The organism is Pseudooceanicola nanhaiensis DSM 18065, assembly GCF_000688295.1.
Taxonomy (GTDB): domain Bacteria; phylum Pseudomonadota; class Alphaproteobacteria; order Rhodobacterales; family Rhodobacteraceae; genus Pseudooceanicola; species Pseudooceanicola nanhaiensis.
The window spans coordinates 1-11,708 of sequence record NZ_JHZF01000014.1 but is presented as its reverse complement, the minus strand read 5'-3'; the positions used below and the strand labels follow the sequence as shown (position 1 = coordinate 11,708).

The 11,708-nt window shown below is 63.5% G+C and carries 12 protein-coding genes, 1 tRNA gene, 1 rRNA gene and 1 pseudogene; 10 read left to right on the top strand and 5 right to left on the bottom strand.

Going from position 1 to position 11,708, the window contains the following annotated elements; all coding sequences use genetic code 11:
* The first annotated feature begins 160 nt into the window (after nucleotides 1–160).
* From Q344_RS0117105 to Q344_RS0117070, 10 genes and pseudogenes are all read left to right on the top strand, one after another.
* Entirely contained in the window at nucleotides 161–670 is a 510-nt protein-coding gene (locus tag Q344_RS0117105) for a hypothetical protein (RefSeq protein WP_028287834.1), read from the top strand.
* Entirely contained in the window at nucleotides 660–2,468 is a 1,809-nt protein-coding gene (locus Q344_RS0117100) for a phage terminase large subunit family protein (RefSeq protein WP_028287833.1), read from the top strand. Before Q344_RS0117105 ends, Q344_RS0117100 begins: the two co-directional genes overlap by 11 nt.
* A gap of 172 nt (nucleotides 2,469–2,640) precedes the next feature.
* Complete coding sequence (locus Q344_RS25620) at nucleotides 2,641–3,672, top strand: DNA cytosine methyltransferase (protein ID WP_211249928.1); 1,032 nt, start codon at nucleotides 2,641–2,643, stop codon at nucleotides 3,670–3,672.
* On the top strand, nucleotides 3,672–4,691 hold the full coding sequence (locus Q344_RS25615) for an HNH endonuclease (protein ID WP_084178472.1): 1,020 nt from the start codon (nucleotides 3,672–3,674) through the stop codon (nucleotides 4,689–4,691). Before Q344_RS25620 ends, Q344_RS25615 begins: the two co-directional genes overlap by 1 nt.
* The gene (locus Q344_RS26150; protein WP_156954734.1) at nucleotides 4,600–6,042 is read left to right on the top strand and encodes an Eco57I restriction-modification methylase domain-containing protein; all 1,443 of its coding nucleotides are present in this window, start codon (nucleotides 4,600–4,602) and stop codon (nucleotides 6,040–6,042) included. The genes Q344_RS25615 and Q344_RS26150 overlap by 92 nt, the downstream gene beginning before the upstream one ends.
* Before the next feature lie 101 nt (nucleotides 6,043–6,143).
* Nucleotides 6,144–6,605 (top strand): annotated as a pseudogene (locus tag Q344_RS26600) (phage portal protein); the annotation flags it as partial.
* On the top strand, nucleotides 6,550–7,347 hold the full coding sequence (locus Q344_RS24275; RefSeq protein ID WP_229669170.1) for a phage portal protein: 798 nt from the start codon (nucleotides 6,550–6,552) through the stop codon (nucleotides 7,345–7,347). The pseudogene Q344_RS26600 and the gene Q344_RS24275, both read left to right, overlap by 56 nt.
* Entirely contained in the window at nucleotides 7,340–9,151 is a 1,812-nt protein-coding gene (locus Q344_RS0117080; protein WP_028287832.1) for a prohead protease/major capsid protein fusion protein, read from the top strand. Before Q344_RS24275 ends, Q344_RS0117080 begins: the two co-directional genes overlap by 8 nt.
* A 1-nt stretch (nucleotide 9,152) precedes the next feature.
* Nucleotides 9,153–9,362, top strand: a complete 210-nt coding sequence (locus Q344_RS0117075) for a phage head-tail joining protein (RefSeq protein ID WP_028287831.1) — start codon at nucleotides 9,153–9,155, stop codon at nucleotides 9,360–9,362.
* A gap of 1 nt (nucleotide 9,363) precedes the next feature.
* The gene (locus Q344_RS0117070) at nucleotides 9,364–9,708 is read left to right on the top strand and encodes a DUF2190 family protein (protein ID WP_028287830.1); all 345 of its coding nucleotides are present in this window, start codon (nucleotides 9,364–9,366) and stop codon (nucleotides 9,706–9,708) included.
* Here the strand turns inward: Q344_RS0117070 and Q344_RS25215 are convergent.
* The 5 genes from Q344_RS25215 to rrf all read right to left on the bottom strand — a co-directional run bounded on the left by Q344_RS25215 (nucleotide 9,705) and on the right by rrf (nucleotide 11,663).
* Entirely contained in the window at nucleotides 9,705–10,478 is a 774-nt protein-coding gene (locus Q344_RS25215) for a TIR domain-containing protein (protein ID WP_051630770.1), read from the bottom strand. The two genes, Q344_RS0117070 and Q344_RS25215, sit on opposite strands and share 4 nt — an antisense overlap.
* A complete protein-coding gene (locus tag Q344_RS24265) occupies nucleotides 10,468–10,872 on the bottom strand; it encodes a hypothetical protein (protein ID WP_156954733.1) in 405 nt (134 codons plus the stop codon). The genes Q344_RS25215 and Q344_RS24265 overlap by 11 nt, the downstream gene beginning before the upstream one ends.
* A gap of 114 nt (nucleotides 10,873–10,986) precedes the next feature.
* The gene (locus tag Q344_RS0117055; RefSeq protein WP_028287829.1) at nucleotides 10,987–11,202 is read right to left on the bottom strand and encodes a hypothetical protein; all 216 of its coding nucleotides are present in this window, start codon (nucleotides 11,200–11,202) and stop codon (nucleotides 10,987–10,989) included.
* Between the two features lie 196 nt (nucleotides 11,203–11,398).
* Nucleotides 11,399–11,475 (bottom strand) — tRNA-Met (locus Q344_RS0117050).
* Between the two features lie 73 nt (nucleotides 11,476–11,548).
* Nucleotides 11,549–11,663, bottom strand: a 5S ribosomal RNA gene (gene rrf, locus Q344_RS0117045).
* Nucleotides 11,664–11,708: the final 45 nt, after the last annotated feature.

The window sequence follows — 11,708 nt, the reverse complement described above, 5'->3', positions numbered from 1 at the left end:
ACCCCGTCATTCCTGCGTCACCGCTGCGTCACTCGCAGGGCCGAGCTCGCCCGCCCGAGGCGCGGTCAAGGCGAAAGGATCGGGAAAGCGGCGGTTCCTCCTGCGCACATTCGTATGTGGGGACGCGCAGCGCATTGGCTCGCCAGCGTGAGGGCCGGTCATGCCTAAACTCGACGGGACCGAGACCAAGACCGCCTTCGCTGCCCGTGTCGGGCTGACCAAGGGGCGCATCTCGCAGCTGGTGGCCGAGGGGCTGCCGGTGCGCAGCGACGGGCGGATCGACGTGGCCGAGGGGCTCGCCTGGATCGAGACCAACCTCGACCCCGCCCGCCGCTACAAGGGCGGCGCGCCCACGGCGACGACCCGCACCGCCACGTTGGCCGAGGCGAAGCGGCTGCACGAGATCGTCAAGGTCCAGCGCGCCCGGCTGGCCTTCGAGCGCGAGCAGGGCAAGCTGATCGATGCCGACGAGGCGCGGCGCACGGTCTTCGCGCGCGCCCGTGCCGAGCGCGATGCGCACCTCGCATGGGTCCAGCGCACGGCGCCGCTGCTGGCGGCCGAGCTCGAGGCCGATCCCCGCGCCACCTTCGCCGCCCTCGACCGGATGATGCGCGAGCATCTCGAGCACCTGGCTGATCTGCCGCTGGGGAGCTTCGGTGATGGTGCCTGACATCGACCTCGCCTGGCGGCGCGGCATCCGCCCCGAACCTCCCATTCCGGTCTCGGACTGGGCCGACCGCCACCGCATCCTGCCGCCGACCTCGGCCGAGCCCGGCCGCTGGCGCACGGACCGCACGCCCTACCTGCGCGCGGTGATGGACGCGCTATCGACCGCCAGCCTCTGGGAACGCGTCGTGCTGATGAAGGGCGCGCAGACGGGTGGGTCCGAGGCCGGGCTGAACTGGCTCGGCTACATCATCCAGAACGCGCCCGGCATCGCCATGCTCGTGATGCCCTCGCTGGACATGGTGCGCCGGAACACCACCGTGCGCATCGACCCGCTGATCGAGGCGACTCCGGCCCTGCGCGAACTGGTCGCCGCGCCCCGGTCCCGCGACGCCGGGAACAGCCTGTTCCGCAAGTCCTTCCCCGGCGGGCAACTGGTGATGACCGGGGCAAACAGCGCCGTGGGCCTGCGCTCGACGCCGGTGCGCTACCTGTTCCTGGACGAAGTGGACGGCTATCCCGGCGACGCGGACGGCGAGGGCGATCCGGTCGATCTGGCGATCCAGCGCACCGCCACCTTCCGCGGCCGGCGCAAGATCTACATGGTGTCCACGCCCACGCTGAAGGGCCATTCGCGCATCGAGGCCGCCTTCGAGCACAGCGACCGGCGCTTTTACCACGTCCCTTGCCTGCATTGCGGCGACATGGCCCCGATCACCTGGGCACGCATCCGCTGGCCCGAAGGGCGCCGCGAACAGGCGCATCTGGTCTGCGAGGCCTGCGGCGGCGTCCACCACGAGCACGAAAAGCCGCGCCTGCTGGCCGCGGGCGAGTGGCGCGCGACCGCCGAGGGCGACGGCCGCACCGCGGGTTTCCACCTCTCCGCGCTCTATTCCCCTTGGGAGACATGGGCCGAGATCGCGGCCGAGCACGGCCGCGTGCGCAAGGACCCGCCCCGCCTGCAGGTCTGGGTGAACACCAAGCTGGGCGAGTCGTGGGAGGACCAGGCGGGCGACACCGTTCCGGCCGATCCGCTGATGGCCCGGCGCGAGGACTGGGGCGAGGCGCTGCCCGCCTCCGTCGCCGTGCTGACCGCGGGCGTCGACGTGCAGGGCGACCGGATCGAGGTGCAGATCATCGGTTGGGGCCGCGACGAGGAGGCGTGGGTCATCGACTACCGCGTGCTGTGGGGCGACCCATCCGGGCCGCGCCTCTGGGCCGATCTCGACATGGTGCTGCAGGCGGCCTTCCCACATCCCGCCGGGCTCGACCTGCCCGTGCGCGCCGCCGCCATCGACACCGGCGGCCACCACACCAAGATGGCCTACGAGTTCTGCCGCACCCGCCTCGCCCGCCGCATCTGGGCGATCAAGGGCCGCGGCGGGCCCGGCATCCCGGTTTGGCCGCGCCGCCCGACGCGGACCAACAAGGGCAAGATCCCGCTCTTCATCGTCGGCGTGGACGCGGTGAAGGACGCCGTGTACGCCCGCCTGCGCCTCACCGAGCCCGGCCCTGGCGCGATCCACTTCCCGCGCCGTCTCGACGCCGACTACTTCCGCCAGCTGACCGCCGAGCGCGTCGTAACCCGCTTCGAGCGCGGACGCCCGATCCGCTCCTGGCAGCCCAAGCGCGACGGCGAACGCAACGAGGCCCTCGACACCTTCGTCTACGCCCACGCCGCCCTGCACGGGCTCATCAGCATGGGGCTCAGGCTGAACGAAGAGGCGGAGGGGGTGAGTACAGCGCAGACGCGAACGGATGCGGCGACTGCGGGGGTGATCCGGTCCGCGTGGATGCGATAGTGTCTTCGCTGACGCAAGATGTTGAAACGCAGACCGGCTTCGGATACCAAATAGGGGATACCGAAGGCCCGAGCACGCAGACTCGGGTCACGAACAATTAAAGAACATTTGCGACAATCTGCGCAGTCTCGTGCCAGGCGGTGTCGCGAAGTGACCGGAGGAGCAGCCATTGGTGAATTGTGTCAGCATCTTTTCTGGAGCAGGAGGTCTCGACGTTGGAGCCAAGAATGCTGGCGCCAAGATTGTGGCATGTGTCGAGAATGACCCCGATGCTGCAGAGACGCTGCGCCTGAACCGCACCAGTATCGACAATCCTGAAATTTTCGCAGTCGACATTCAGAGTGTCGACTTCACCCAGCTGAGAACGGACGAACCAACGATCCTGATCGGGGGGCCACCATGTCAGCCTTTTTCGAAGAACGGTTACTGGGTGAAGAACGACAACCGGCTTATCGACGAAGATCCACGGAACATGATCGGGCAGTTTCTTCGCGCCGTCTCTGAACTGCAGCCATCGGGCTTTATTTTCGAGAACGTCGAAAGCATTCTGCATCCAACGAATATTGCCACGTTCGAGAGATTTCTTGTCGAGGCAAGAGCTCTTGGATACGCATGCACCGTCTACAGAGCGAACTCCGCCGACTTTGGCGTTCCGCAAAAGCGAAAGCGCGTATTTGTTTTTGGCGTACGGAAGGCTAGAACCCCCATCCCTCAACCGCACCCAACTCATGGCGATCCCGCCAAGCCTGAACTAATGAATGGCTACCAGCCGTATACCGGGGTCGGCGCCTTCATCTCGAAATACGCCTCTGACGATTTCCGCGAGCCCCAAGAGGACGCCTCTAACGGAAACTACTTCTATGAACTCACTCATGTGCCACCAGGCAAGAACTATATCGCGCTCTCAAAACTGAAGGGCTATGATGGTCGAAAATTCCGAACTGGTGGACGCTTCTGGAATTTTCTCCATAAGCTACATCCGGAAGAGCCCTCTATAACTATCGCAGCCCAGCCGGGTCCTTGGGTGGGACCATTTCACTGGGATAACCGCCGCCTTCGCGTTCCTGAAGTCGCAGCCATTCAAACATTTCCAGAGGTCTACAAGTTCTTTGGGAACCGCAGGTCGGTCCAGAAGCAGATCGGTAACGCCGTACCGTGTTTGCTGGGCGAGAAGATGGTGGCGCACCTGATTGAGTACTTGTAATGGCGCTCGACCGCAATCTCCTCTTTTACTTTGTAAGGGACGCGCTCGCGCCCTACTCAGAGAATTTCCGCATTATTGACCGACAGAATCCAGTGCAAATGACGCTCAATGACGCGCATTATTCCGCACACGTTTCTTACGTTCATGACTCGGGAAACGCTCGTGACAATGATGATGAGGTTCGAATTCAGCTAGGGCGTGGGATCATTGAAGAGCAAAGGGCGAGGCAAGCGCGAGGAGACCGCGTTGCCTTTATCGGTTTCTTCGATACTGGCGACACTTTCGTGGCATGGGATCCGCGACACGTATTCTCCCTACAAGCAAGGACTGTCGTGTCGGTCTACGCGCGGCAATCCCAGAGAGTATCGGTATCAACGCAACAGGCTGCGGTGCATCAATTCATGGCACGGCAGCTTGGCGAACAGAGTTTTGCAATCGCGCTGCCCGCATCGGCATTGGGGTTCTATCTTGAGAATGTCGAACATTTTCATGCTCTGCGCAGTGAACATGCGATTGTCAATCTCGTCGGACGGCATACCGAAACCTTCGCTGATGCTGGCTTAGGTGCAAGCGGTGAAATTGAAGTCGATGAAGCCGGGGAACGGGAGAAATTCACGTTTGAGCGCACCGCATATCCGCGGGATCCCAGGTTCAAGAAGTGGGTTCTTGAAGCGTACGGGCAAACATGTTGTGTCTGTGATCGCCAGCTGGCGATCGTCCAGGCAGCGCATATCATTCCTCACTCAGTTGAGGGCTCGCCAAATCATGTAACAAATGGACTCGCTCTGTGTATTGAGCACCATCGGCTTTATGATGATGCGCTTCTGTTGCCTGGCCCGGGGTATCGCCTTGTCTTCAACACTGACCGAGCAGAATACCTACGCCAGACGAACCAAGACAAAGGCATCGGGGAGATAAGGAACTTACATGAACGACCTTTCGCCGTCCCCACCGATCCGGCACGACGTCCACGAAACGACTACCTGCAGCGTGGGCTCGACATCCGTATGGGCGCTTGACGCTCAAGTGGCTGTCTCGGCCGCCGAAACTGCGGAAGCTGAACTCTCATACTCGTCGGAATGTAAGTCCGAGAGCAAACGAAAGCTGGCTGGAGCATACTACACTCCCGCCGATGTTGCCGATCATTTCTGGCAGATTTTCTTCGAACGCCGAAACATCGCAAGTTCTCTTTCAGCGCAGGACCTTCTCGAAGGCGCCCACTTCGTTGAGCCATCCGCCGGCGCGGGAGCGCTGTTCTTCTCCCTAATCAAGGGACTGATTAATCAAGGACTATCGCCGCAAATCGTTCGTTTGATTAGCGCAGACCTAGTAGACATAAACCAACAAGCACTCGAATTTATTCGAGATCAAATTGAGACTCTAGAGCAGTGCTGGGACATAAAGTTTGATCGAGTAAGACTGATCCATGGGGATTTTCGGTCCTATGAGTTTCCCGCCACAGATCGATTTGGTGTGTTTTTTGGAAATCCGCCTTTTGTGGCGAATCAGAAAGGTTCGTCCAAATGGAAGAATCTGTATGCTGACTTTATTGAGCGTTCTTTGGAGCTGTCGCGCAAACCCGCTCATCTACACTTCATTGTTCCCCTGTCGATAGCTTTCAGTCGAGACTACAGCGCGCTGCGGTCACGCCTGCAGAGGCTCAACTCGGAGATATCGATATCAAATTATGACAACATCCCAGATACTTTGTTCAAGTCCGGGAAGCCCAAGCATACAAATACGAACAAGGCGAATAGCCAGCGATGCTCAATTCTTAGCGTTGCCCCTGCAAAAACACCGAGGGTTTATGCTTCGGCACTTCAGAGATGGAGCAAGGGAGAGCGAACGAGCCTGCTCTCCTCTGTTCCAACATTCTATGATGTTACTGATTATCGCCTTGATGATCAAATTCCGCGACCCGCCAATCAATTGATAGCTGATTATCTTCGGGCGAGTTTCGACGAGAAGCGGCTTGGGTCGCTAATTTGTGGCTCGTCACGTTATCGGCTCACAATTGGATCAGTTGCGCGGAACTATATTGGCTTTCGCGACGAACTTGATGGGAGCAGCAATGTCCTAGGCTTCGGTAGCGAGAAAGACTTCCTCACTGCTCTCGGGGTTCTCTCGTCCCGTCTGTTTTTCGATTACTGGCTGACTGTGGGTGACGGGTTTCATCTGACCAAGTCAACAATTTTCAATTTCCCACTGGCTCAGCACCTTGAAGAAGAATTGCAGCGACTGCAGCCCGAGGTTCTTAAGATGTGGAAGAATCGTAATCGCTTTCAGAAAGAAAAATTGAATAACGGCCGGCAAACTAGGTCATTTGACTTTTCGGCGGTAGCGCCGAGTCTTTATGTGAACAGGCGCTAATCTCGCACGTGGTCTCCGCCTTCTCCGCTCCCCCGACGGGATGCACATTTCCCAAACATTCCCAATAGCTTGAGAGTCCACTTTGGGCGATTCTGCCGCCCATGCGGACCTTCCTCCATCGCCTTCTCGGCCTCGCGCGCGCTCGCGGCTTCGACGCTGCGGGTGGCGGGCGGCGTTGGGAGGGAGCGCGGACCGTCGATGGGCTGAACGCGGCGATCCTGGCGGGCGCGACCACGGCGGCGCGGCGGGCCGGGTGGTATGCGCGGAACAACCCTTGGGTCGCGGCGGCGGTCGACAGCCTGGTCGGCAATGTCGTTGGCGCCGGGATCAAGCCGCAATCCACCCATCCCGACCGCGCGGTGCGCGAACGGCTGCAGGCGCTCTGGCTGCGTTGGACGGATAACGCCGCCCCGGATGGGCTGGCCGATTTCTACGGGCTGCAGGCCTTGGCCGTTCGCGCAATGGTCGAGAGCGGCGAGAGCTTCGCGAGGCTGCGCGTCGCCAGCGATGCCGCCGCCATCCCCCTCCACCTCGAGCTTCTGGATCGCGAGCAGGTTCCCATGGACCTGCACCCTGCTCTTGCGGCTGCACGAACTGGACCAGTTCGAGGATGCCGCGCTGGTGAAGGCCAAGGTCGCGGCGCTGTTCACCGGCTTCATCACCGATCCGGACGGCACGGCAGGCGGGCTTTCCGGCACCAACACCGGCGGCGCGCTGACCGTGGGCATGGAGCCCGGCAGCCTGATCCCGCTGCCACCCGGCACCGACATCCGGTTCTCGAACCCGACCGAACACGACGCCTATGCGCCCTTCGTGAAGAACCACCTCCGCGCCGTCGCGGCGGGGCTCGGCCTGCCCTACGAGCTGGTCTCGGGCGACCTGGAGGGTGTCACCTATTCCTCGATCCGGGCGGGGCTGATCGAGTTCCGCCGCCGCGTCGAGCAGCTGCAGCACAACGTGGTCGTCCACCTGTTCTGCCGCCCGGTCTGGGAGCGGTTCGTGCGCCTGGCGGTGCTGACCGGCGACCTGCCCGCGCGGGACTTCGACCGGAACCCGGACGCCTATCTCGGCTGCGAATGGCTGCCGCCGAAGTTCGACTACGTCGATCCGATGAAGGACGTGCAGGCCGAGATCCTCGCGATCGGCGCGGGGCTCAAGAGCCGGTCCCAGGCGATCTCCGAACGCGGCTACGACGCCGAACAGGTTGATGCCGAGATCGCCGCGGACCGCGAGCGCGCGGACGGAATGGGGCTGACCTTCGGCCAGACGGCGGCGCCGCCGCAGAAGGAGGACGCCGATGGCTGACACGCTCGAACTGCTCACCCGCCGCGCCACGCTGACGCCCGCAACGGCCGATCCGGAAGGCCGCACCGTCGAGGTGGTCTGGTCCACCGGCGCGCCCGTGCGTCGCCGCGATATGGCGGGACAGTACATCGAGCGGCTGAGCCTGGCGCCCGAGGCCGTGGACCTGTCGCGCCTCGAAGGCGCGAGCGTGCTGGACGCGCATCGACAGACGGCCGTCCGCGATGTGCTGGGCTCCGTCCGCAGCGCCGCCGTGGATGGAAAGCGTGGCACCGCGCTGATCCAGTTCTCGGCTCGGCCCGAGGTGGAACCGGTCTGGCAGGACGTGCTGGCGGGCATCCTGCGCCATGTCTCGGTCGGCTACTCCGTCGAGGACTGGGCCGAGACCACCGAGAACGGCGCGCGCGTGCTGACCGCCATCCGCTGGACACCCCACGAGATTTCCCTGGTGCCGACACCCGCCGACCCCGGCGCCCACATTCGCATGGAGACAGAGATGACCGACACGACCACCACCCCGGCTCCGCCCGAGGCTTCGACCACCGAGACGCGCGCCGAGGCGAACGCCGAGATCCGCTCCATTGCACGCATCGCCGGGCTGGACCAGTCCTGGATCGACGGCCAGATCGACGGGGGCGCCGATCCCGACGCCGCCCGCCGCGCGGCCTTCGAGGCGCTGGCGAAGCGCAGCGCGCCGTCGATCCGCACGGAACAGGTCCGCGTCGAAATGGGGGAGAGCCAGGACGAGCCCGCGCTCCGGGCCCGCCAAATGGGCGAAGCCCTCTACGCTCGGATCAACCCGCGCCACGAGCTGAGCGAGCCCGCCCGACGCTACGCCTATTCGACGCCCGTGGACATGGCGAAGGAGTTGCTGACGCTCCGCAGTGAGTCCACCATGGCGCTGTCGCCCGCGAGCCTCGTCACACGCGCGCTACACACCACCTCCGACTTCCCGATCATCCTCGGGGACACGGTGGGTCGCGTGCTGCGCGACGCCTACCAGGCGGCCCCCTCGGGCATCCGCCGCCTTGGTCGCCAGACCACGGCGCGGGACTTCCGCGCGGTGAACAAGATCATGCTGGGCGAGGCGCCGCTGCTCGAAAAGCTGAACGAACACGGTGAGATCAAGGCCGGGACGATGGCCGAGGCGCGCGAGGCCTACAAGGTCGAGACCTGGGCGCGGAAGATCGGCATCACCCGGCAGGTGCTGGTCAACGACGACCTCGGCGCCTTCGCGGACCTCGCCCGGCGCATGGGTCAGGCCGCGGCCGAGACCGAGGCGCGGATCCTCGTCACCCTCCTTGAGACGGGCAGCGGCAACGGGCCGACCCTGTCGGACGGCAAGACGCTGTTCCACGCCGATCACGGCAACAAGGCGGGCACCGGGGCGGCAATCTCCGACACGACCCTCTCGGCCGCCCGGCTCGCGCTGCGGACCCAGAAGGGCATCGAGGATCGCACCATTCGCGTGACGCCGCGCAACCTGCTGGTGCCGCCCGCGCTGGAGACCACCGCCGAGAAGTGGCTGGCCAGCATCGCGCCCGCGACGGCGGCCGACGTGAACCCGTTCTCGGGCTCGCTCTCGCTGGTGGTCGAGCCGCGCCTGTCCAGCGCCACGCGCTGGTATGTGACCGCCGATCCCGGCGAGATCGACGGGCTGGAGTTCGCCTACCTTTCGGGCGCGGAAGGCCCGCAGGTCGAGAGCCGCTCGGGCTGGGACGTCGACGGCGTCGAGATCCGGGTGATCCTGGATTTCGGCGCGGGGTTCATCGACCATCGGGGCTGGTTCATGAACGCCGGGGCGTGACGTGGCCGACCTCGCCCAACTCAGCGCCTGGCGCGACGCCCTGATGGCCGCGCGCTACCGGGGCGTTCGCACCGTCGAATACGACGGCAAGCGTGTCACCTACGCGAGCGACGGCGAGATGGCCGCCGCGCTCTCTGACCTCAACCGGCAGATCGCAGGGGCGACCGACCGCATCTCGGTCGTCCGCATCCAATCCTCGAAAGGGCTCTGAGATGAAGAACTACCTTCAGAACGGTCACATCGTCCGGGTCACCACGCCCGCGGGCGGCATCGCCTCGGGCGACGCGCTGATCGTCGGCAGCATCTTCGGCATCGCCGCCTACTCGGCCGCCGAGGGCGACCCAGTGGAGTTCTCGACCACCGGCGTGTTCCAGTTGCCGAAGGCCAGTGCGGCGGTGCTGACGGTCGGCGCGCACGTGGCGTGGGACAACACCGCGAAGGAAGTCACCACGCCGGCCGCCGGGCGCTTCCCCATCGGAGTCGCGGTGGAGGCGGCCGGGAATGGCATCACCAGCGTCGCGGTGCGGCTGGATGGGGTGGCGACGGCGGCGGCCTAACGTCCGACCTGGGCAGCGGCGTGCTCGATCCATGTCGGGAAGTAGAACGACCCATAGTCCAGCTTCCAGTCGTAGATATGGAACAGGTTTTCGAGGTTGTCGGCATCCTTCAGCCTCGGGAGCCAGGGAAGCGAGCGCAGCGGAACAGCCTGAACCTCCGTGTATTCGCGCCACTGCCCATTTGGGCCGACTTCATGAAACCGCACCATCCCGTAGCGCCGGTCGACCGTGTAACCGAGAAAGCGAAGCGGGTTCGGTCCCGGCTGCGGCGTTGGTGCGAGGCTCTGATCGCCAGCCAGCAGGGCGCCGAGGAGAGAGTTTTCCGGCCGCTCCGTAGCCATTCCCAGTAGCCCACCAAGTGTGGGCTCCTGGCGGGATCCGTAGCCTGCGAGCGCGTTCGAAGGCGGCGATGTTCCGAAGAGCCCGGCAAGAGCGTTTGTCGGCTGCCCCGACTTGAACCCCACATCGTGAATCCGCACGCCGAGTATGCCGTTGCCGCGAGCAAGGCTCTTGATGATCTCGTAGCGCACCCATCGGCGTTGCCATGTCTGGCTACCAATCAGGACGCACGTGACCGAGCTGCCGTCGAGACCGCCGTTGATCATCCGCTTGATCGCGAGCGGCCCCTGTTTTTTCACCTCTTCCCATAGGCTCTTGTCGTGGAACCGGGCAGCCTTCGCATACCGCCTTGTGATCTGGTCCGAATTCCGGACCACGTTGACGCGCGTGACGTCGTCGTAATGGAAGCTGAAAAACACCTTACGGGGCATCGGGAGGTCTCAACGAAAAGAATGCCAGCGCAACGACGACAACTGCGAGGACAGACGCGTGGAACCAGAGCACGGGGGTGGCGCCCAACGTGCGGAACCAGCTCGGAACCTCACCGGCGAACGACCGGGCATCGAGGCTGAAGCGGCTGTCATGGCTCGGCTCCGCCTTCCGCACGTGATTGTAGAGCGCGCGGAACATTCGTTCCTGCCGAAGATAGTACGCGTCCAAAGCCCAGAAGGTCAGGGACGGCAGAAGTCCCGCAGCCATGGCGAGCGCCGGTTCAGCTCCCCTCACGGCCAACAGGAACACGGCAGCGACCAGCGTGACTGACCAGCCCTTGAGGACAAACGAGTTTCGGGCGTGGCGCTCGACCACGTCCAGGATGAACTCCAAGTGCTTTGGCAGATCGTCCTTGTCGGTCCCCACCCTGAACTCGCCGCTCCTATCCAATAAGGGAATCGGGGCAATTGTATTCTAGGCGCACTGTGCACACAACATGTAGTGCCGTCAGGGAGCGTGCTCTCCCTCGTCGTAGGTCGCGTCCGTGACGCGCTTCAACAGTGCCACGTGGTCTGCGAGGGCCGTGACATGGCCCCAGTGCACGTCCGCAGGGCTGGCGAAGAAGTGGTCGTCGCTGGCGGCGCGGATGCGGTCGAGGGCCGCGTCGATCTCGGCCTTGAGCGCGATGAAGGCGGCGAGCGCAGCGTCGTTGGTCTTGGGCATGGGTGGTCTCCCGTCGTGGTGCGGGGACCATCAGGCTCGCGGGCGCGGCTCGATCAAGCGGAGAGTTCGGCGCGACACGGCGCCATTCGTTGACACGGGGCGTCGGGGTTCTGTTGACACAGTGTTGACACGGGCTTGGAACGCAAAACGCCGCCCCTGAGGGCGGCTCTTAAGCGGCTGTATTCTTTGATAGATTTGGTTGCGGGAGTAGGATTTGAACCTACGACCTTCAGGTTATGAGCCTGACGAGCTACCGGGCTGCTCCATCCCGCGGCAATATTTGCCTCATGGTCTTAGTGGTGACGAGAGGCTTGATCGTATTGAGAGATATCGGGGTCTTTTCTAGGTCTGGCGGCGACTTACTCTCCCACGTCTTGAGACGCAGTACCATCAGCGCGACGGCACTTAACGGCTGGGTTCGGGATGGGACCAGGTGTTTTGCTCGTGCTATGACCACCAGACCAAGAAAAGACCCAAGTTGTCCAAGTCATGTACGACTGTATGTA